This window comes from Caldinitratiruptor microaerophilus, from assembly GCF_025999835.1.
Classification (GTDB): domain Bacteria; phylum Bacillota; class Sulfobacillia; order Symbiobacteriales; family ZC4RG38; genus Caldinitratiruptor; species Caldinitratiruptor microaerophilus.
On sequence record NZ_AP025628.1, the window covers coordinates 1,896,791 to 1,916,969 of the forward strand.

21 protein-coding genes are annotated in these 20,179 nt (G+C 72.4%); 2 read left to right on the forward strand and 19 right to left on the reverse strand.

The window, feature by feature from the left end; translation table 11 throughout:
* Positions 1-23: 23 nt before the first annotated feature.
* Genes caldi_RS09225 through caldi_RS09245 form a run of 5 tightly spaced genes read right to left on the reverse strand, consistent with a single transcriptional unit; the run spans position 24 to position 5,609 of the window.
* Positions 24-1,358 (reverse strand): uracil-xanthine permease family protein, encoded by a 1,335-nt coding sequence (locus tag caldi_RS09225; protein WP_264841485.1) that lies wholly within the window; start codon positions 1,356-1,358, stop codon positions 24-26.
* Complete coding sequence (locus caldi_RS09230) at positions 1,358-3,736, reverse strand: xanthine dehydrogenase family protein molybdopterin-binding subunit (protein ID WP_264841486.1); 2,379 nt, start codon at positions 3,734-3,736, stop codon at positions 1,358-1,360. Before caldi_RS09230 ends, caldi_RS09225 begins: the two co-directional genes overlap by 1 nt.
* Positions 3,733-4,224 (reverse strand): (2Fe-2S)-binding protein, encoded by a 492-nt coding sequence (locus caldi_RS09235; protein WP_264841487.1) that lies wholly within the window; start codon positions 4,222-4,224, stop codon positions 3,733-3,735. The genes caldi_RS09230 and caldi_RS09235 overlap by 4 nt, the downstream gene beginning before the upstream one ends.
* On the reverse strand, positions 4,221-5,102 hold the full coding sequence (locus caldi_RS09240; RefSeq protein ID WP_264841488.1) for an FAD binding domain-containing protein: 882 nt from the start codon (positions 5,100-5,102) through the stop codon (positions 4,221-4,223). Before caldi_RS09240 ends, caldi_RS09235 begins: the two co-directional genes overlap by 4 nt.
* 21 nt (positions 5,103-5,123) lie before the next feature.
* Positions 5,124-5,609 carry an SRPBCC family protein gene (locus tag caldi_RS09245; RefSeq protein ID WP_264841489.1) on the reverse strand — a complete coding sequence of 162 codons (486 nt, stop codon included), beginning with the start codon at positions 5,607-5,609 and terminating at the stop codon, positions 5,124-5,126.
* A gap of 255 nt (positions 5,610-5,864) precedes the next feature.
* Between caldi_RS09245 and caldi_RS09250 the strand changes: the two genes are divergently transcribed.
* Positions 5,865-6,560, forward strand: coding sequence for an SDR family NAD(P)-dependent oxidoreductase (locus caldi_RS09250; protein WP_264841490.1), 696 nt, complete (start codon positions 5,865-5,867; stop codon positions 6,558-6,560).
* A 135-nt stretch (positions 6,561-6,695) separates the two neighbouring features.
* Complete coding sequence (locus tag caldi_RS09255) at positions 6,696-7,883, forward strand: CaiB/BaiF CoA transferase family protein (protein WP_264841491.1); 1,188 nt, start codon at positions 6,696-6,698, stop codon at positions 7,881-7,883.
* Between the two features lie 115 nt (positions 7,884-7,998).
* Here the strand turns inward: caldi_RS09255 and caldi_RS09260 are convergent, their stop codons facing one another.
* From caldi_RS09260 to caldi_RS09325, 14 genes are all read right to left on the reverse strand, one after another.
* Positions 7,999-9,306, reverse strand: coding sequence for a Glu/Leu/Phe/Val family dehydrogenase (locus caldi_RS09260; RefSeq protein WP_264841492.1), 1,308 nt, complete (start codon positions 9,304-9,306; stop codon positions 7,999-8,001).
* Between the two features lie 17 nt (positions 9,307-9,323).
* A complete protein-coding gene (gene yajC / locus caldi_RS09265) occupies positions 9,324-9,620 on the reverse strand; it encodes a preprotein translocase subunit YajC (protein ID WP_264841493.1) in 297 nt (98 codons plus the stop codon).
* Between the two features lie 129 nt (positions 9,621-9,749).
* A complete protein-coding gene (locus caldi_RS09270; protein ID WP_264841494.1) occupies positions 9,750-10,253 on the reverse strand; it encodes a GNAT family N-acetyltransferase in 504 nt (167 codons plus the stop codon).
* 62 nt (positions 10,254-10,315) lie between these two features.
* Complete coding sequence (locus tag caldi_RS09275; protein WP_264841495.1) at positions 10,316-10,783, reverse strand: QueT transporter family protein; 468 nt, start codon at positions 10,781-10,783, stop codon at positions 10,316-10,318.
* A gap of 114 nt (positions 10,784-10,897) precedes the next feature.
* The gene (gene tgt, locus caldi_RS09280; RefSeq protein ID WP_264841496.1) at positions 10,898-12,058 is read right to left on the reverse strand and encodes a tRNA guanosine(34) transglycosylase Tgt; all 1,161 of its coding nucleotides are present in this window, start codon (positions 12,056-12,058) and stop codon (positions 10,898-10,900) included.
* 42 nt (positions 12,059-12,100) lie between these two features.
* Complete coding sequence (queA, locus tag caldi_RS09285) at positions 12,101-13,126, reverse strand: tRNA preQ1(34) S-adenosylmethionine ribosyltransferase-isomerase QueA (RefSeq protein ID WP_264841497.1); 1,026 nt, start codon at positions 13,124-13,126, stop codon at positions 12,101-12,103.
* Between the two features lie 36 nt (positions 13,127-13,162).
* Positions 13,163-14,686 (reverse strand): SpoIID/LytB domain-containing protein, encoded by a 1,524-nt coding sequence (locus caldi_RS09290; RefSeq protein WP_264841498.1) that lies wholly within the window; start codon positions 14,684-14,686, stop codon positions 13,163-13,165.
* On the reverse strand, positions 14,655-16,061 hold the full coding sequence (locus caldi_RS09295; RefSeq protein ID WP_264841499.1) for an anti-sigma-I factor RsgI family protein: 1,407 nt from the start codon (positions 16,059-16,061) through the stop codon (positions 14,655-14,657). Before caldi_RS09295 ends, caldi_RS09290 begins: the two co-directional genes overlap by 32 nt.
* Before the next feature lie 27 nt (positions 16,062-16,088).
* Entirely contained in the window at positions 16,089-16,889 is an 801-nt protein-coding gene (gene sigI, locus caldi_RS09300) for an RNA polymerase sigma-I factor (protein ID WP_264841500.1), read from the reverse strand.
* 67 nt (positions 16,890-16,956) lie between these two features.
* On the reverse strand, positions 16,957-17,175 hold the full coding sequence (locus caldi_RS09305) for a DUF2905 domain-containing protein (RefSeq protein WP_264841501.1): 219 nt from the start codon (positions 17,173-17,175) through the stop codon (positions 16,957-16,959).
* Positions 17,176-17,198: 23 nt separating this feature from the next.
* Positions 17,199-18,230, reverse strand: a complete 1,032-nt coding sequence (gene ruvB / locus caldi_RS09310; RefSeq protein WP_406568078.1) for a Holliday junction branch migration DNA helicase RuvB — start codon at positions 18,228-18,230, stop codon at positions 17,199-17,201.
* Positions 18,231-18,307: 77 nt separating this feature from the next.
* On the reverse strand, positions 18,308-18,943 hold the full coding sequence (ruvA, locus tag caldi_RS09315) for a Holliday junction branch migration protein RuvA (protein WP_264841503.1): 636 nt from the start codon (positions 18,941-18,943) through the stop codon (positions 18,308-18,310).
* Positions 18,940-19,455, reverse strand: a complete 516-nt coding sequence (gene ruvC, locus caldi_RS09320; protein WP_264844772.1) for a crossover junction endodeoxyribonuclease RuvC — start codon at positions 19,453-19,455, stop codon at positions 18,940-18,942. Before ruvC ends, ruvA begins: the two co-directional genes overlap by 4 nt.
* A gap of 116 nt (positions 19,456-19,571) precedes the next feature.
* Entirely contained in the window at positions 19,572-20,126 is a 555-nt protein-coding gene (locus tag caldi_RS09325; protein ID WP_264841504.1) for a hypothetical protein, read from the reverse strand.
* Between the last annotated feature and the right edge of the window lie 53 nt (positions 20,127-20,179).

Below are 20,179 nucleotides of genomic sequence, written 5' to 3' on the forward strand. Positions count from 1 at the left end.
CCCTTACCTACCGGCAACGGCTGTCAGTCGTGCGCTTCCACGGCCGGCTCGGCGTGCGCCCCGGGCCGGGCACCGGCAGACCGGCGGTCGAATGCGAGGAAGACGAGGTTCAGGAGGATGCCGACCACGGCGGCGGTGGCAATCGACGGCAGCTTCATTCCCCAGATCGGGATGTTGCCGCCCTCCATGGCAGCGCCGCCGAGCCCGATCACGAGGATGATCGCCCCGATGGCGAGCTGGCGCGGGTCGAAGAGGTCCACCTTCTCCTCCTGCATGAGCGCCACGCCCTGCATGGCGATGACCCCGAAGAGGTAGATCGCCAGGCCGCCGGTGACGAAGATCGGCAGGGTGGAGATGAGGGCCGAGAGCTTGGCCACGAACCCGAGCGCCATGGCGATGACCCCTGCGGCTGCCAGCACGGGGGTAGAGTAGTTCCGGGTGATGGCCATGAGGCTGTTGTTCTCGCCGTAGTTGGTCCCCGACGACGCCCCGAAGAAGCCGTTGATCATGTCGGACAGCCCGTCCAGGACGAGGTTGAGCCCGATCAGCCGCTTGACCTCGAGCCGTGGCCGGCCCAGCTCGTCGGCCAGCTTGTCGATGTACAGGCTGATCTGGTACAGGTGCGCCGTGCTCTCCGGGATGGTGGCGATGGCGATGGGCGCGATGGCCAGGACCGCCTGCCAGGCCCCGGGGGCCGTGAAGGCGGGGAACTGGAACTTCGGCATGGCGAACAGGGGCGCCTCGAGCACGGGCTTGAAGTCGACCAGCCCGGCCGCCAGGGACACCAGGTACCCCACGGCCGCCCCCAGGAGCACGGGCAACATGCCGAGGAGCCCCTTGCCCCGCAGGTATACCGAGAACAGCACGGTGGCCACCAGCGTCAGGAGCGCGATCGTCCAGTTCTGCGACGCCATGTCGAGAGCCGCCTTGGCCAGGGCCACCCCGATCACGATCGCCACCGAGCCCGTGATCGCCGGCGGCAGCACGCGGTCGAGGGCCTGCTTGCCCACCCTCTGGATGATCAGTCCGGCCAGGATGTTCACCAGCCCGGTGGCCACGATGCCCACCTGCGCGACGCGGTGGCCGCCCCAGGACGCGCCGACCACGGCGACCACGGGGGCGATGTAGGCGAAGCTGCCTCCGTAGTACAGCGGAATCCGGCCGCCCGACCCCACGACAGCGACGATGGTGGCCAGACCCGACGTGAACAGGGTGACGCCGACGTCGAACTTGGTGAGGATCGCCACCAGCACGGTGGCAGGGAACATGGTGAGCACGTGCTGGAATCCAAGGCTGACAAGCGCCCCGAATGGGGGTCGATCCTGCGGCAGGTATCCGATCACCCGGCCCGCTGTCATTAAGTTTGCCTCCCTTCCCTCGGTGATGTCTCGTTTCCGACCTCTTCTCCGGCTGCAGGCGGCGTCCCACCTCCTTTCCGGATCATGTCCCAGAGCCGCGCCGGGCTCAGGGGCATCTCGGTCACCCGCACCCCGAAGGGACGCAGCGCGTCCTCCAGGGCCTGGGCGAAGACCGCCGCCACGGGGATGACCCCGGCTTCGCCGGCCCCCTTGATCCCGAGCGGGTTGAGCGGAGAAGGAGTCTCGATGTGGTCGGTCTCGATGTGGGGCACCTCGCTGGCAGTGGGCAGGAGGTAGTCCATGAAGGTCGAGGTCAGCAGCTGGGCGTTCTCGTCGAAGACCAGCTTCTCGTAGAACACGCCGCCGATCCCCTGCGCCACCCCCCCGTGGATCTGCCCCTCGACGATCATCGGGTTGATCACGGTTCCGCAGTCGTGCACCACGCAGTACCGCAGGACCCGGATCTGCGCCGTCTCCGGGTCGACCTCCACCACGGCCGCGTGGCCGCCGCTCGGGAAGGTCGACTGCTGGGGGCTGAAGTAGCGGGTCGCCTCCAGCCCCGGCTCGCCGAACTGCAACGTGCCCCGCAGCGGGTTGGCCCGGAAGGCCACCTCGCCGAGGGAGAGGGAGCGAGCCGGCGCCCCCTTCACCCGGGCCCGGCCATCGGCCAGCTCGATGTCGTCCGGGCTGCATTCGAGGAGGCGGGCGGCGACCTGGCGGGCCTTGTCGGCGACGGCCTGCGCGGCCAGGTGGGCGGCGTTGCCCACCACCACGGCCGCCCGGGACGCGAAGGTGCCGATCCCCCACCCCATGGCTGCCGTGTCCCCGGTCACCACGTGGACGTCCTCCACCCGCACGCCGAGCTGGTCGGCCACCACCTGCGCGAACGAGGTGAAGTGCCCCTGTCCCTGGGTCCCCACGCCCGTGGCGACGAGCACCTTCCCGGAGGGCTCCACCTGGACCCGTACCCCTTCGTAGGGGCCCGGGCCGGAGCCCTCCACGTAGAACGCCATCCCGACCCCTACGTACCGGCCCTGGCGGCGGGCCTCCTCCTGCTCCCGCCGGACGCGGTCCAGGTCGAGGAGGCGCACCAGCGTGTCGGCCAGGAGCGGGTAATTGCCGCTGTCGTAGCGCGTCGGGGCCCAGTCCTGGTAGATCAGGCCGGTGTCCCACGGGAACTCGTCGGGCTGGATGAAGTTCTTGCGCCGCACCGCCAGCGGGTCCATCCCGAGCGCCTCGGCGATGCGGTCCATCATCCGCTCCATGACGAACACCCCATGCGGGCGCCCGGCCCCGCGGTAGGGGGTGACCGTCGGCTTGTTGGTGTACACCACCGTGCCTTCCACCCGGTAGTTGCGCAGGCGGTACGGACCCGGCAGCGTGGTAAGGGTGATGATCGGCACCTGGATCCCGTACGGCGTGTAGGCGCCGCTGTCGTGGACGAACCGCGTGTACAGGCCGAGCAGCGTCCCGTCCCGGCTGACCGCGACCTCCACCTCGTGGACCTGCTCCCGCTCCTGGGTGGTGGCCACGAAGTTCTCGCGCCGGTCCTCGATCCACTTGACCGGCCGCCGGAGCTTCATGGCCGCGAACAGCACGAGGACCTCCTCGGGGTAGAACATCATGACCTTCGGCCCGAAGCCGCCGCCGACGTCCGGGGCGATGACCCGCAGCTTCATCTGCGGGAGCCCGAACCAGCCGGCCAGCCCGTTCCGCAACGCGACCGGCGCCTGCGTGCTCACGTACATCGTGTAACCGTCGCCTTCTGGGATCGCCACGATGCCGCGGGTCTCCATCGAGGCCGCCGTTCCCCGGTCGATGCGGAGGCGCTCGGTCAGCACGAGGTCCGCCCGGGCCCGGGCGGCGTCGTAGTCGCCCACGTTGCGGACGATCCGGGCGGCGACGTTGTCGGGCATGTCGTCGTGGACGCGGGGCGCGGCCGGGTCCAGCGCCTGCAACAGGTCGTGCACGGCCGGCAGGGGCTCGTAGTCGACCTCCACCGCTTCGGCGGCGTCCTCGGCCAGGTAACGGTCCTGCGCCACCACGAAGGCCACCGCCTCGCCCAGGTGGCGCACCTTGTCCTTCACGAGGGCGGACTGAGTCCGGCCGTGAACGAGGTCGTCGTGGGGGATGAGGAGCGGGAGCGGCCCGTTCAGCGGCCCGAGGTCGTCCGCCATGTACACGGCCACCACGCCGGGCATCTGCCGGGCGCGCGCCACGTCGATCCGCCGGATGCGGGCGTGCGCGTACGGGCTGCGGACCACGGCGGCGTGGAGCATGTCCGGCCGCGAGATGTCGTCCACGTACACGCCGCGCCCGGTGAGCAGACGCAGGTCCTCGTTGCGCCGGATGGGCTGCCCGAAGTAGCGCGTGCTCACTTGCGCTCCCCTCCCTCCGGCATCCGCGACGCGGCGTCACGTACCGCCGCGACGATGTTCTGGTACCCCGTGCACCGGCAGAGGTTGCCGCTGAGGAGTTCCCGGATCTCCTCCTCGCTCTCCGGAAGCGGATGCTCGGCCAGGTAGCCGGCGACGGTCACGACGAAGCCAGGGGTGCAGAACCCGCACTGAAGCGCATGGTGCTCCCGGAACGCCTCCTGGACGGGGTGCAGCCGGTCGCCGTCGGCAAGCCCCTCGACGGTCGTCACCGAGTGGCCGTCCACCTGCACGGCGAACAGGAGGCAGGAGCGCACCGGCTTGCCGTCCAGGAGCACCGTGCACGCCCCGCACACGCCGTGCTCGCAACCCACGTGGGTCCCGGTGAGCCCGAGGTGGTGGCGCAGGAAGTCGCTCAGGAGAAGGCGCGGCTCCACCTCGCGCTCGTACTCCTGGCCGTTCACCCGCACCCGGATCGTCCGCGTGCTCACGCCTCCGCCCCCCTCTGCGCCTGGCGAACGGCAAGACGGAGGGCACGGCGGGTCAGGACGTCCGACAGGTGCCGGCGGTACTCCGCCGTGGCGTGGATGTCCGACTCCGGCTCCACGGCCTCCCGCACTTTCCGGCCGGCCTCCGCGAAGACCTTCTCACCGGGCCGCTCGCCCTGCAGCACCGCCTCCGCCCCCCGCGCCCGGATCGGGGTCGTCCCCACCCCGGTCAGGGCGATCCGCGCCTCCCGGACGGCCCCGTCTCCGCCCATGTCGACGACGCAGGCCACGCCCACGATGGCGAAGTCGCCACTGCGGCGCGCCATCTCCACGAAGGCGTACCCGGCCGTCTCCGGCAGCCGGGGCAGCCGCACCTCCACGAGGATTTCGCCGGGCTCGATGCACGTGGTGTAATACATGACGAAGAAGTCGTCCGGGCCGACCTCCCGCACGCCCCCGGTGCCGGCGATGCGGAACCGGCCGTCCAGGCAGGCCCAGACCGCCGGCAGCTCGGCGGCCGGATCGGCGTGAGCCAGGCTCCCGCCGACCGTCCCCCGGTTGCGGATCTGGACGTGCCCCACGTGCCGAACGGCCTCCCGCAGGAGCGGCTGCCAGTCGGCCACCAAGGGCGAGTGCTCGACCTCGGCGTGGCGGGTCATGGCGCCGATGGCGAGCATGTCGCCATCCGACCGGATGTACGCCAGCTCCGGGATGCGGTTCAGGTCCACCAGCAGCCGGGGCGCAGTCAGCCGCATGTTGAGCGCCGGCACGAGGCTCTGCCCGCCCGCCAGCACCTTCGCGTCCTCGCCGTGCTGCCGCAGCAGGGCCAGCGCCTCCGGGAGGGTGCGAGGGTCCTCGTAGTCAAACCGCGGGGGCTTCATCCGCCCTTCCTCCCTCCTTCCTCACCCCACCGCGCCGGTACCGGATGTCCCACCGCCCTGACCGGCGCGAGCCCGGGCTTCCCGCTCGAGGCGGGCGAAGAAGTCCCCGACGAGGTGGCGCGCCGCTCCGCCGAGGACCCGCTGCCCCACCATGGCCACGGGGCCGCCCACCTGGATCTGCCATTCGTAGTGCAGCGCCGTCCCGCCGTCCGACGGCTGCAGGCGGATCGTGCCGCTCACCTGGACGAAGCCGCCCGCCCCGTTGCCCCCGATCTCCAGACACATCCACTCCGGCCGCTTCCGGTCGGCGACCCGGAGCGTCCCCCGGTAGGTTCCCTTGATGCCCGCCAGCCCCACTCTGAGGTCTGCCCGGTAGAGATCCTCCGACTCGCGCACCAGCCGCTCACAGCCCGGGAGCGCGCGGGCGAGGGCGGAAGCGTCGTTCAGCAGCTCCCAGATCTCCTCGGGGGAGGCAGGAAGGGTGATGTCGCCCGACAACTCGTACACTTCTGGTTATCCCCCTGCTTCGAGCGCTGCGGTCGTCGTGGGCAGCCGCAGTGGCCGGCCTCCCGTGCGCCGTGCGATACGCCACGGGGATTCGAGCACGTCCGAGACGATGCCTTTGGTGAACTTCCCTAAATTCGTTCGCCACGGCCCGGAAATCGGTTGGAGAGTTCTGTGGGCTCGCGCGAAGGGCGCGGCCCCGTCCCCACGGAAAGGACGGTGCCGGCTCACAACCTGGCGAGAGGCAGGGGGATTGAGATGGAACGGGTCGTTCTCATCACGGGAGCATGCGGCGGGCTCGGAAAGGCCCTGGCGGGCGCCTTCCTGGCGGCGGGCGACCGGGTCGTCGCGGTGTGCCGGTCAGAAGAGCGCCTGTCCGCCCTCCGCGCCGCACTGGCATCGGACCGGCTCGAGGCAATCCCCGCCGACGTCACCGACGAGGCTGCTGTCGACGCCCTGTTCCGGCAGGTGCTGGACCGGCACGGGCGCCTCGACGTGCTGGTGCACGGCGCCGGGGAGTTCGCCCTCGGCGCGGTGGAGGAGAGCCCGGTGGCGGTGTTCGACGCCCTCCTGGCGGCCAACGCCCGGTCGACGTTCCTGCTGACCCGTGCGGCCGCGCGCGTGATGAAGCGAAACGGGAAGGGCCGCATCATCCACGTATCGGCAAGACAGGCCCTGCGCGGTGAGGCGCTCTTCGGCCCCTTCTCCGCCAGCAAGTCGGCGATGGACCGCATCACGGAAGCAGCAGCGGCCGAGTTGCGGGACGACGGGATCACGGTCAACGCGGTGCTGCCGGCCACCATCGACACGCCGAAGAACCGCCAGGCGATGCCCGAGGCGGACACCGGCCGGTGGATCGATCCCGAGGACGTGGCCCGGGTGGTCCTCTTCCTCGCCTCCGACGACGCCAGGGCGGTCACCGGCGCCCTGATCCCGATCCACGGCCGGCAGTGAGGGATCGGGCTCCACGACGCCGCCGGCACCGGACCGCGACCCCGGGAGGGGCCGGACCGGAGAACGGCGAAGTCCTCTGAGCCGGCCGCCGCCCCGCCGGACGGCCGGGAAGGCGATCCTGGAGGTGCCCGCACGGTGCAGCAGGCGCTCGCAGGCATCAAGGTCCTCGACCTCTCCCGCATCCTCACGGGCCCCTTCGCCTCCATGCTGCTGGCGGACCTCGGGGCCGAGGTCGTCAAGGTGGAGACCCCGGGCACCGGCGACGACACCCGTCAGTGGGGCCCGCCCTTCGTGGCGGGCGAGAGCACGTACTTTCTCAGCGTCAACCGGAACAAGAAGAGCCTGACCCTGAACCTCAAGCACCCCCGGGGGCAGGAGGTCTTCCTCCGCCTGGTCCGCTGGGCGGACGTCCTGATCGAGAACTTCCGGCCCGGCACCATGGAGCGCCTGGGCCTGGGGTACGAGGTCCTGCAGGAGCACAACCCGCGCCTGGTCTACTGTGCGGTCTCCGGCTTCGGCCTCACCGGCCCGTACCGCGACAAGCCGGGGTACGACGTGCTCGCGCAGGCCATGGGAGGCATGATGGCCGTCACCGGCGAGGAAGGGCGCCCGCCCGTGAAGGCCGGCATGTCCATCGCCGACATCGGCGCGGGCATGTACGCTGCCTTCGGCATCCTCGCCGCCCTGTGGGCGCGCGAGCGCACCGGCCGGGGGCAGAAGGTGGAGACGTCCCTCCTGGAGACCATCGTCTCCTGGCAGACCTACTTCGCGACGGCCTTCTGGGCGACGGGCCAGGAGCCCCGCAAGACCGGGTCGGTCCACCCCAGCATCGTCCCCTACCAGGCGCTCAAGGCCCGAGACCAGTACATGATCGTCGCGGTGGGCAACGACGCCCTCTGGCAGAAGTTCTGCGAGGCCATCGGCCGCCCCGACCTGGCCGCCGACCCGCGCTTCGCCACGAACAAGGACCGGGTGGTCAACCGGGAGGTCCTGATCCCGCTCCTCGAGGAGATCCTCGGCACCGCGCCGGCCGCGCACTGGATCGAGCGGCTCGAGGCGGTGGGCGTCCCCGCGGGGCCGATCTACTCCCTCGCCCAGGTCTGGTCCGATCCCCAGGTCCTGCACCGGGAGATGGCCGTGGAGGTCGACCACCCCCGTGCGGGCCGCATCAAGGTGCCCGGCATCCCCATCAAGTTCTCGGCGACGCCGGGCGCCGTGCGGACCCCGCCGCCGCTTCTCGGCGAGCACACGGACGAGGTCCTGCGGGCGCTCGGGTACTCGAACGAAGAGATCGCCCGGATGCGGGAGGAGAAGGCGATCTGACGGCGATCGGGCGTGCGCGCGGAAAGAGGTCCGGGGGACTTGCCGGTCCCTCGGACCCCTTCTTTCTGCCGGTCGTTTCTGCCGGTCAAGCTGCCGGTCGGACCGGAGGCGGGCCTCAGAGCCAGCCGCGCGCCGCCATGGCGTCGGCCAGCCGCTTGAGCGCCACCATGTACGCGGCCCGACGCATCGAGACCCCCCGCTGCGCGTGCACCTTGTACACGGTGTTGAATGCCCGGACCATCATGTCCTCGAGACGCGCCTCGACCTCGTCCTCCGGCCAGTAGAAGTTCTGGAGGTTCTGCACCCACTCGAAGTACGACACGGTGACCCCGCCGGCGTTGGCCAGGATGTCCGGGATCACGAACGTGCCGCGCTGGACCAAGGCCTCCGACGCCTCGGGGGTCGTGGGGCCGTTGGCTGCCTCGCACACGATGCGCGCCGACACCTGGTCGACATTCGCCATGGTGATCTGGTTCTCGAGGGCGGCAGGTACCAGGATGTCGACCGGGAGGTAGAGAACCTCGTCGGACCCGATGGGATCGGTGCCCGGCAGCCCGACCACGCTCCCGTAGCGGCGGGTGTGCTCGATGGCCGCCTCGACGTCGATCCCGTCCCGGCGGTGTACGCCCCCCCGGACGTCCGAGATCGCGACGACCCGCACGCCGAGTTCCTGCAGGTAGCGCGCCGTGTGCGAGCCCACGTTGCCGAACCCCTGGATGGCCGCCGTCGCCCCCCGGAGGTCCAGCCCGAGGCGATCCGCGGCCTCCCGGATGGTGATGACCACCCCCCGGCCGGTGGCGCCCGTGCGGCCGGCGGACCCGCCCAGCACCTCCGGCTTGCCGGTGATCAGCGCGGGCGTGACGACCCCCCTCAGGGACGAGTACTCGTCCAGCATCCAGCCCATGATCTCGGCGTTCGTGTTGACGTCCGGCGCCGGGATGTCGCGCTCCGGACCCACGAACCCGGCCACGGCCCGGATGTATCCTCGTGCCAGGCCTTCCAGTTCCGAGCGGGACAGGGTCCGGGGCTCGCACACGACGCCGCCCTTGGCCCCTCCGTACGGAAGGCCGAGGACGGCGCACTTCATCGTCATCCACATCGACAGGGCCTTGACCTCGTCAAGGGTGACGGCCGGGTGGAACCGGACGCCGCCCTTGGTGGGCCCGACCACGTCCGTGTGCTGGCTCCGGTAGCCGGTGAAGGTGCGAACCTCGCCGCTGTCCATGCGTACCGGGATGTTCACCACGAGCACCCGGGCCGGTTCCTTGAGGTACTCGTACACGGCCGGCGGCAGGCCGAGGTCCTCGCAGGCAGCCCGGATGAGCCGCTGCACCGCCTCCAGGGGACTCTGCGCCTCCCGGACGGCGGCTTTGGCGGGAGCGACCGCACCGGGATCCGACCGGAACTCACGCACCGTGCTCATCGCAGAATGCGCCTCGCTTACGCGTTTTCACCCGATTTATCGTCCTTCTGCGCGCCGCGGACCGCGCCGATGGCGGACCGCTGGACGGTGATGTCCACCCCGTCGGCCACGCGCAGGGTGATGGTTTCCGGATCCAGGTCCAGGATGGTGCCGTGGATCCCCCCGATCGTGATGACCCGGTCCCCCTTTCTCAAGCTATTCAGCATCTCCTGCCGTTTCTTTGCCTGGACCTGCTGGGGACGGATCATGAGGAACCATAGGAGCGCAAAGAGCGCGATCGGCAGCAATAAGTTGAACAACTGCGGATTTTGCAAAGAGCACCCGCCTCCATTCGCCCGGCCGTCCGCCGCCGCGCCGCCTGGTTCGAGCGGCGTTCCTCTCATTCGACAACTTCGCCGTCGGACCTCCGATTCCTGGCGGAGCCCGAAGGCCCACCCGATCTTTCACCCCGCCGCCGTGCCGCCGCCCGCACCCTCGGTCGCCTGCTCCTGCCAGTACACGAGCTCCTCGACCACCGCGAAGCCCAGCCGCGCCCCCAGACGGCGGGCCGCCTCGCTGCGGGCGGGAATGACGGCGGAGAGCCGCCCCACCCCGCGCAGGAACGCCCAGCCCCGCAGGCGCTCGACCAGGGCGGTGCCGATCCCCTGGCGGCGCCGGCGCGGCTCCACGTAGACATCGCCCACGAACACGAAGGGCTCGCCGTCGAAGAGGGGGGGCGGTTCCTGCAGCGTGGCCGTGGCATAGCCGGCGAACTGCCCGTCCTCCTCGGCCACCACCGTGAAGGCGGCCGGGTACCCGAGCAGGCTCTCCATGCTCGCGCGCACCTGCTCGGCGTGATTCGCCGCCAGCCGCTGGCCGGACAGGGCCGCCCGCTCCGCGGCGTAAGCCAGGCACAGGGGGAGAAGCCGCTCCAGATCCTCCATCCGTGCTGCCCGGTACTCGATCACGGTGCCACCTCGCTTCGGACCACGTGTAAAGGACGGGGGGCGTGCAGGGCCGGGCCGCGGCCCTAGCGGGCCGGCCACGTGCGCAGCACCGGGCGCAGCGCCAGCACCAGCGGCACCCCGACCCCGTACACGGCAGCCAGCTCCCCCGCCCCGACGCTCAGGGCCGTGGGGAGGTAGGGCACGTCCAGCAGCACGCTCAGGTAGGCCCCCACGATGAGCCCGTTCAGGACGACCGGCGGCAGACCGGCCAGCCACACGGACCGGCGCAGCCGCCACGTGAGGTAGGCGGCCAGGCCGGTGACCGCGCTCCCCCCGAAGATGTCGACGGGCCCCAGGCCGCCGAAGAGGAAGTTCGCCAGCATGCAGCCGGCCCACAGGCCCGGGATGGTCTCCGGCCACAGCACGGGCAGCAGCACGAGCCCCTCGGACAGGCGCAGCTGAACCGGCCCGAAGGAGATGGGAGCCAGAACCCCGGTCACGGCCACGTAGAAGGCCGCCACCAGGGCGGCCCTGCTGACCTTCCGCCACATGCCCTTCGACTCCCCGCGCTGGAAATCCCGGGCGCACCATGGTTATCATAACCCGAACCGGGCGGGAAATCCAGGGAGTGAGGGGCACAGGGAGGGAGGGCAACCCCGCGCTGCTCATCGGTTCACGGCCCCCGGCGGCTCGGGCACGGTGCCTTCCGCCCCCTCCTCCCACAGGGCGTAGAAGTCACGGCGCAGCGCCGCCAGCCGCCCGGCGGCGATCGCCTGCCGGATGTCTTCCATCAGCCGCAGGAGGAAGTGGAGGTTATGGATGGTGCACAGGCGCATCCCGAGGATCTCGTCCGCCTTCAGGAGGTGCCGGATGTAGGCGCGGGAGAAGTGGCGGCACGCGTAGCAGGTGCACCCCTCCTCCAGGGGGGCCCAGTCCCGGGCGTACGCCGCGCCCCTGACGGTGATCCGGCCCCGGCGCGTGAACACCGTGCCGTGGCGGGCAAGGCGGGTCGGGAGCACGCAGTCGAACATGTCCACCCCCCGCCAGACCCCCTCGATCAGGTCCTCGGGGGAGCCCACCCCCATGAGGTAACGCGGCCGGTCTTCCGGCAGGAGCGGCACCTGGACCTCCAGCATCTCGTACATGACCGGCTTCGGCTCGCCCACCGAGAGCCCGCCGACGGCGTACCCGGGGAAGTCGAGTTCCACGGTTCGGCGCGCGGACTCGATCCGCAGGTCCGGGTACACGCTCCCCTGCACGATGCCGAAGAGGGCCTGCTCATCCGGGCGACCGTGGGCGGCCCGGCAGCGCGCGGCCCAGCGAGCGGTCCGCTCCAGGCTGGCACGGGCGTACTCCCGGTCGGACGGGTACGGGGTGCACTCGTCGAACGCCATGATGATGTCCGCTCCCAGGTCGTTCTGGATCCGGACCGCATCCTCGGGGCGCAGGAAGTGGGTCGCCCCGTCGATGTGGGAGCGGAACTCGACGCCGTCCTCCGTGATCCGGCGCAGCGGCGCCAGGCTCATCACCTGGAACCCGCCCGAATCCGTGAGGACGGCGCCGGGCCAGGCCATGAACGGGTGGAGCCCGCCAGCCTCCCGGACGACGTCGTGACCCGGCCGCAGGTACAAGTGGTAGGTGTTGCTGAGCAGGATGCGGGCCCCGAGGTCCCAGACCTCGTGGGGCGTCATCGTCTTCACCGTCGCCTGGGTCCCCACCGGCATGAAGACCGGCGTCTCGATGGCGCCGTGCGGGGTGGTCAGCCGCCCGAGACGGGCGGCCGACGCCGGGTCCCGGGCGATCACCTGGAAGTGTACTGGCGGCATCGCGTACCCCTCTCCGCCGCCGGGCAGCGCCCGGCGGGGGCGTCAGAGAATGAGCATGGCGTCGCCGAAGCTGAAGAACCGGTAGCCCAGCCGCACCGCCTCTCGGTAGGCCGCGAGGATGCGCTCCCGACCCGCGAGGGCGGAAACCAGCATCAGCAGGGTCGACCGGGGCAGGTGGAAGTTGGTCACCAGGGCGTCCGTGGCCTTGAACCGGTAGCCCGGGTAGATGAAGATGTCCGTCCAACCCGACCCCGGCCGGATCACGCCGGCCTCGTCGGCCACCGTCTCCAGGGTGCGGAGGGCCGTGGTCCCCACCGGGATGATGCGACCTCCCCGCGCCCGCGCCGCGTTCAGGCGGGCGGCGGCCTCCTCCGTCACCCGGTAGTACTCGGCGTGCATGACGTGCTCCTCGACGTCCTCCACCTGCACCGGCCGGAAGGTCCCGAGGCCCACGTGCAGGGTCAGGTAGACGATCTCCACCCCGAGGCCGGCGATCTCCTCCAGGAGGCGCGGGGTGAAGTGCAGGCCGGCCGTCGGTGCGGCGGCCGAGCCGGGGTCGCGGGCGTAGACGGTCTGGTAGCGCCCGGGGTCCTCCAGCTCTGTCCGGATGTACGGGGGGAGGGGCACCCGTCCGAGTTCCTCCAGCACGTCCTCGAACCGGCCCTCGTACGTGAAGCGCACGGCTCGCCCGCCGGCCGGGGTGAGCCCCTGCACCTCCGCCCGCAGGCGCCCGCCGCCGAAGAGGAGGCGCTGCCCCGGGCGCGCCTTCCGCCCGGGTCGCACGAGGGTTTCCCACGTGTCCGGGCCGGTGGGGTGCAGGAGCAGCACCTCCACCCGCCCGCCCGTGCCCTCCCGCTCGCCGATCAGCCGGGCGGGGATCACCCGGGTGTCGTTCAGCACCAGGGCGTCCCCCGCCCGCAGGTAGCGGGGCAGGTCCCGGAAGATCCGGTGCTCCAGCTCCCCGCTGTCGCGGTGCAGGACCATGAGGCGGGAGGCGTCCCGGGGCTCGATGGGCGTCTGCGCGATCCGCTCCGGAGGCAGCTCGAAGTCGAAATCCGCGACCTTCAACTGCAGGCCTCCCGCTCATCCGTGGGCGCGTCTCGTTCAGGGGCCGCCGTAGGCGGCGACCTCGACCCCGGTGAAATAGTATTGGATGATCTCCACGTAAGTCTTTCCCGCCAGCGCCAGGGCCCGGGCCCCCCACTGGGACAACCCCACCCCGTGCCCGTACCCGCCACCGGCCGCCCGCAGCGTGACCGGGACTTCGCCCCCGCCCCCCAGCGCCACGAACCCGCCCTCCGGCACGGCCGCGTAACGCTCCGCCGTGCCGGAGGGCCCAGAGGCGGCCGCCTCCGCCGCTCCGGCCAGCACGAGGCCCCCGGCGCTCGCCTCGCGGAGGGCGCCTGCCGCCCCCAGGACGATGAGCCGCTCCGCCGCCGCGTACCCGCGGGCAGGGGTACCGGGAGCGGTCCGCTCGACGGTGAGCTCCCGTGGGTTGGACGGCAGGCCGAGGGCCCAGCGCATCTGCGACCCGGTCACCTGCGCGCTCCCCCGGGTCCCCCAGACCCGCCAGTGGCTCCAGCGGCCACCGGAGCCCCGCGTACCGGCAGGCTCGACCCCGAGGATCTCGCCGACGTCCACCTGGTAGCCGTCGCGAAGCGCGGCACCGAGGCGCCCCGCGTCGACGACCACCTCCCAGCGATAGCGAGGGGCGTCCTGGTCGAAGTCCGGCACCCCGCGCAGGTACGGCAGCGGCCTGCCGCCGGTGAACACGACCTCGTTGTCCTCGGTGTGCCCGCCCGACTGGGCGTGGAACAGCGCTGCGATAAGCCGGCCCTGGTACAGGATCACCTGGCCCCGGGTCGCAAGGGCCGCCGCGTCCGCCTCCGGCTCTTCGACGTCCATGCCCCCGTACAGCTGGCTGGAGGTGTCCGCCGTGACGTCGAAGCCCTCGGCCCGGAAGCGCGCTTCCTCGCGCGCCTTCAGGGCGAAGGTGCGCGACACCACCGCCTGCGCCTTCAGCGCCTCCGGCGGGAACGACCGGACCGGCATCTCCCGGGGCAGGACGCCGCGCAGGTAGTCCTCGACCCCCACGACGTTCACGACGGATAGCCGGCCCCCGGCCGCGCTGGGAAGCACCTCGGCCTCACCGCGGTAGCGCCGCCCTTCGTAGACGATGGCCCCGCCATCGGAGGCGCCTGTGCCGGCGGGCACCGCGCGCACCGGGCCCGGCAAGAGGTGCGCGCCGCCATCCGGGGGCTCCACGCGCACGGCCACCGCCGGCCCGCCCGGCGGCCCCACGGCGCCGGGCACGGGCTCGGCCCGGAAGCGCACCGGCTGACCCGGCCCCGCCCGGGCGATCTCCCGGCCCGACGGGTCGAGGACGACGAGTCCGCCGGTGCCCCGCAGCTCCGCCCCCAGCAGCGCCCGCCCGATGCCGACCCGCACCGCCGGTCCCCCGAGGCTGCCCGCAGGGGCGACGTCGCCGGGCGCCGCCGGCGCCCGGGGCGACTCCGCCCGGGCGCGCGGGGCGGGCACGCCCGCCACCGCCAGGAAGCCCAGGGCGAGGGCTCCCAGGGCCGCAACGAGCCGGCGATCAGTCCTCCTCTTGCCGACTCTCACCTTCACCCTCCCGGTTGCCGTCCGGATCCGACGCGTCCTCTTCCCCTCGGTCCCGGCGCAACGGCCACCCGCTGCCCTCGTTCCGGTTGCGCGAGAGGGGCCAGAGCGAACGTAGCCGGTCCTCCGTCCGGATCCTGTCTTCCAGCCAGGGGAACAGCCCGGCTCCGGCGGAGCGGCGGTCCCCCCGCTCGTCCTTCCGCTCGTCTTTCCCGGGACGGTCCGCCCCCCGCTCTCCCCTCTCGCGGCCCCCGTCGCGGCCGTCCTCCCCGGGCTCGGGGGCCCCCCGGCCGCGCCCGTCGGGCCCCTGCCGGTCCTCCCCCTCCGGCCGGCGCCCCGGTTCGCGACGGCCGCCCGGCTCGTTGTCCTTCTCTTTCTTCCTGTCTTCGCCCTTCTCGTCCCGTCCGGGCTCCTCATGCGCACCGTCCCGGTCACCGCCCGGGCGCGGGCCTGGGAGTCCCGGCGCGCCGTCACGCCCCGGCCCCGAGTTGTGCTCCCCCTTGTCCTCCTTTCCGCCGCGAGCGTCCTTGTCCTTCCCCGGCGGCAAGGCCGGCGGCGGGTTCTCGGGCGAGCGCCCGGGGAAGAGCCCCTTTTCTGCCTGACGCCCGCGGATCCGCTCCACGACGGTTTGGAGGGAACCCGCGCCGAACCGGCGGATGAGGTCGCCCGGCCGCAGGTCGCGGAGCTCCTCCGGCCGCAGGGTCTGGCCGGGACGCTGCGCCCGCAGTTCCTCGTAGAGCATGTACTTCCCGGGCGAGATGCCGAGCGCCTCCGCCTTCTCCCGCTCGGAAGGGTCGGCCTGCAGGGTCTGCACCTGTGCGACCCCGCGGTGGGACCGGATGACCTCCTCGGCGGCACGGTACAGGTCGTCGTGCAGGCCCTCGAGGGCCGGCGCAGCCGGACCGGAGGGAGCGGCGGGCGAGATCGTGATGAGGACCATCGCATCGCCGTCGTCGGGCTGCAAGAAGCCCAACCGGAACGCCGCCTCGGTGATGGCCTCCACCACCTCGGGCGCCGGACGCCCCCGGTACCGGAGAAGTGCCAGCACCCGCTCGCCATCGGCGTTCAGGGCCCGGGCGGAGCGCACCCGCTCCCCGGCGGTGACCCAGAGTTCGATGCTCGGGTTGATGTCGACGGCCACCAGGGCGACGGCCGGCAGCGGGACGACGAAGGGCCGCACGATGGCGACGGCCAGCAGCAGCACGGCTGCGGCCGCGGCGGCCCACCACGCCGCCCTGGGGCCGGCGTGGTGGGCGGCGTCGGGGAAGGTGACCTCCTCACCGATCGCGGCGGGCCGGCTCAGCCGCACGTGGCGGAACTGCCCGTCCGGCGTGAGGACGATGCCCCTCCGCCCGTCCAGCCGGAGAAGCACCCCCTTGCCCACGGCCGCGACCCCCTTTCCCCGGGCCCGTCACGAACCCCGGCCGTCCGGATCGCTGCCGGCCGGTACGAGCGCGGGGCGGATGTAGCTCCGGAGGTAGTCGTACTCTTCGAGGAGGATGATCGCCACCGCCACGATGTACCGCCGCTGGCGCTCCAGGGTCTTGCGGCTCACCGGGGCGCGCCCGGCGAGTTGCCGGAGGGGCAACTCCTTGCGCAGGAGCAGGTGCTCCCGCAAGTCCGGGTCCTCGGCCAGCAGCCGGGCGCAGGCGATGGCCCGCTGGCGGGCGTCCTCGTGCCGGGGCGACTCGCGCACCAGGTCCTCGAAGCGGATCCCGAACTCGAGCAGTCGCCGGCTGAGGCGCTCGATCTCCTCCCGCCGCTCGGCCGCCTCCTCGTCCGCCCGGTGCTGGAGGACCGCCGCCCGCTCGTCGACCCCGGGGAGGGAGGACTCCTCCTCGCCCGGCGGCGCGAGGCTCGACAGCGGTACCTCGGGGCGCCGCCGGGCACGGCGCAGGTGGTCGATGAGCCGGCGCCGGATCACGACCTCGGCGAACGTGAGGAACGAGGTTCCGCGCCCCGGCGTGTACCGGTCGATCGCCTCGTCCAGGGCCATGAGGCCGACGCTCACTTCCTCGTCCCGGCCGGCCTGCAGGTACCGCCCCGTGACCTGTGCCCCGACGCGCAGCACCAGGGGCGTGTACTGCCGAAGCACCTGCTCCCGGGCCGCGGGGTCGCCGGCCCGCGCCCGTTCGATGGGGTCGTCCTGCGGCGGGGAGGGGCCGCCGCGGCCGCCCAGTAGGGCCCACAGCCCCGCGAGGAAGCCGGGCAAGGCCGTCACCCGCCTTCGGTAAACTCTTCGCCGGAGTCGGGACCGGATCTGGGGGTCGCGCGGCGCGTCAGCGCAGCCGGCCCACGATCCAGAAGAGAAGGCTCAGGATCACGCTGAGGAGGATGCTGGTCATGAGGGGGAAGTAGAACGTGAAGTTGCCACGCTGCACCACGATGTCCCCGGGCAGCCGCCCCAGGCTGAGCAGACGGCCCCCGTAGGTGAAGGCCAGGCCGAGGACGAACAGGAAGCCCCCCATCCACATCATGAGACGCCCGACCGGCTCCACGCCCCTCGCACCTCCGCCCGTCATCAGAAGAGACGCTGCTGCTCAGGCCCATCGGCCTCAGGGTACGGTATTCCCAGATACTCGTAGGCCGCCCGGGTGGCCACCCGGCCCCGGGGAGTCCGCTGCAGGAAGCCCATCTGCATGAGGTAGGGCTCGTACACGTCCTCGATGGTCTCCGGCTCCTCGCTGGTGGCGGCGGCCAGCGTCTCCAGACCGACCGGCCCGCCGCCGTACCGCTCGACGATCACCCGCAAGAGCCGCCGGTCCACGTGGTCGAGCCCCAGGCGGTCGACCTGCATGAGCTCGAGCCCGGCCTCGGCCACCTCCCGGGTGATCCGGCCGTCCGCCCGGACCTCGGCGTAGTCCCGCAGCCGGCGGAGGAGGCGGTTGGCCACCCGTGGCGTGCCCCGCGCCCGGCGGGCGATCTCCAGGGCCCCCCCGGGATCGAGCGGCACCCCGAGGATCCGCGCGGACCGGTTCAGGATCTGCACGAGCTCCGGGACCTCGTAAAACTGCAGCTGCGCCACCACCCCGAAGCGGTCGCGGAGCGGGGACGTGAGCGCCCCGTACCGCGTCGTGGCCCCGACCAGGGTGAAGCGCGGCAGGTCGAGCCGCAGCGTCCGGGCCGAGGGACCCTTGCCCAGCACGAGGTCCAGGGCGAAGTCCTCCATTGCCGGGTAGAGTGTCTCCTCGACGGCCCGGCTCAGGCGGTGGATCTCGTCGATGAACAGCACGTCGCGGTCCTCGAGGTTGGTCAGGATCGCTGCCAGGTCGCCGCCGTGCGTGAGAGCGGGGCCCGAGGTCGTGCGGATGTTCACCCCCAGCTCGCTGGCGATGATGTGGGCGAGCGTGGTCTTCCCCAGGCCGGGCGGCCCGTACAGGAGGACGTGGTCGAGCGGCTCCGACCGGGCCAGGGCCGCCTGGATGTAGATCGTGAGCTCCTCCTTGACCCGCTCCTGGCCCGGATAGTCCCGCAGGCGGGTGGGGCGCAGGGACCGGTCGTACAGGGCGTCGTCGCCCTGGCCCTGCGCCGATACCAGGCGCTCGCCCTCCACCGCGTTCCCCCCCATACGGTCCGCGCGTGTTCACGGCACGTGCGCACACTCACAACTCACAATTCACCACTCACCACTCACAACTCACCGCTCGCAGCTCCTCCGCCCAGCCACCGCAGCGCCAGACGGACGAGGGCGGCGGCCTCCGCCCCGTCGCCGGCCTGCGGCCGGATGGCCTCCAGGGCGCGCAGCGCCTCGGGACGCGGGTAGCCGAGCGCCGCCAGCGCCTCCGCCGCGTCCGCCCAGGCCTGCGCCGCCGGGTGCGCCGGCGCGGCCGGACCCGGTCCGCCATCCGCCGCGGGCCGCGCGCTGCCGCTCAGGCGCTCGCGCAGTTCGAGCACCAGGCGCTGCGCGAGCTTGCGGCCCACCTGCGGGAGGCGGGTCAGGAAGGCCGTGTCTTCGAGCACGATCGCCCGCCGCACCTCGTCCGGCGAGGCCGCCGAGAGGATCGCCAGGGCCACCTTCGGACCGATCCCGCTCACCGTGAGGAGCGCCTCGAAGAGCTCCAGCTCGCCCTGGGTGAGGAAGCCGAACAGCGTCAGGCTGTCCTCCCGCACCTGCAGCGAGGTGTAGAGGAGCACCTCCCGGCCGGCGCCCGGCAGCCGCTCCCGGGTGGAGGCCGGTACCAGCACCCGGTATCCCACCCCGGCGACGTCCACCACCACGTGGTCGGCCCCCGCCCGAACCAGCCGGCCCTGAAGGTGGGCGATCATCCGCTTCGTTGCCTCCCCAGTCCCTGCCGGACTCGCTCCTCGAGCGGCCACGACTGGAGCGCGCACAGGGCCACGGCGAGGGCGTCCGCCACGTCGTCCGGCCGGGGCTCGTCGCCGAGCCCCAGGAGGACGCGGACCATGGCCTGGACCTGGGTCTTGTCCGCCCGCCCCCAGCCGCTCACGGACTGCTTGACCTGCATCGGCGTGTACTCGGCGACCGGGACGCCGGACTGGGCCGCGGCGAGCAGGGCCACGCCACGGGCCTGGCCCACGCTCAGGGCGGTGGTGACGTTGCGGCCGAAGAAGAGTTCCTCCACCGCGACCAGATCCGGTTTCCAGTCGTGCAACAGACGGGACAGCCCGGTGTGAAGGGCCAGGAGGCGGAGATGCGGAGGCTCCCCCGCCGGCGTCTCGATGCTCCCGAAAGCGAGCGCCCGGGGCCCGCGGCTCCCGGACTCCACCACGCCGTAACCAAGCCTCGCCGTGCCGGGGTCGACTCCCAGAACCCGCAGCCGCGCCGCCTCCCCGCGCCCGGTGTCCCTTCTGGAATTACGCTACGCCCGGGGCGGGTTCCTGCCCGGGCGCGCCTGTGTTCGGGGCGCGGGCGAGAGACATCCACGAGGCGGGTTCAGGAGGCGTCGGACTCCAGGAAGGCCCGGACCGCCTCGTCGCCTTCCACGTCGACGCCCTGCTCCAGCCGGTGCCGGTCGACGGGCGGCAACCGGTCGGCGGCGATGCCGGTGCGGGAAAGCACCGGCCCCAGATGGCCCGCGCGGCCGTAGTAGACGACCACCTCGCCCCCCTCCAGCCGCACGTGCCGCCACGGCTCGGGCAGGTCCTGACGCAGCACCACCCGGTCGGGGGAGAACGACTCGACCTGCCACTGCGGGTAGTAGAGCGTCAGGTCCTGCCGGCGCATCCCCACGAGCGCGGCGGGCGCGGGCTCCTCGGACTCCTCCGTCCGGCCCGACGGGAAGTACACCTTGCGGTACAGGACCGTCGCCCCGGCCCGGATGGCAGGGGCGGCCGTCTCCTGGACCAGCGCGGCCCGGCCGGGGAGGGTCCGCCGGGGTACGGGCGGCCTCGGCCCGCGCACGAGTGCCAGCGACCAGCCGGCCAGGAAGACCAGGAGGCCCAGGCCGAGCAGGAGCCAGCGCCGGCGAGGGATGGATAGACGCTGCACCCGATCCCCTCCCGGTGACAGAAAGAAGTACCGCCCCGAGTTTCGCCCGGGAC

Coding starts and splice junctions, on each gene's coding strand:
- caldi_RS09225 (WP_264841485.1), bottom strand. CDS start 1,358: ATGACAGCGGGCCGGGTGATCGGATACCTGCCGCAGGATCGACCCCCA.
- caldi_RS09240 (WP_264841488.1), bottom strand. CDS start 5,102: ATGAAGCCCCCGCGGTTTGACTACGAGGACCCTCGCACCCTCCCGGAG.
- caldi_RS09250 (WP_264841490.1), top strand. CDS start 5,865: ATGGAACGGGTCGTTCTCATCACGGGAGCATGCGGCGGGCTCGGAAAG.
- caldi_RS09260 (WP_264841492.1), bottom strand. CDS start 9,306: ATGAGCACGGTGCGTGAGTTCCGGTCGGATCCCGGTGCGGTCGCTCCC.
- caldi_RS09275 (WP_264841495.1), bottom strand. CDS start 10,783: ATGTGGCGGAAGGTCAGCAGGGCCGCCCTGGTGGCGGCCTTCTACGTG.
- tgt (WP_264841496.1), bottom strand. CDS start 12,058: ATGCCGCCAGTACACTTCCAGGTGATCGCCCGGGACCCGGCGTCGGCC.
- ruvA (WP_264841503.1), bottom strand. CDS start 18,943: ATGATCGCCCACCTTCAGGGCCGGCTGGTTCGGGCGGGGGCCGACCAC.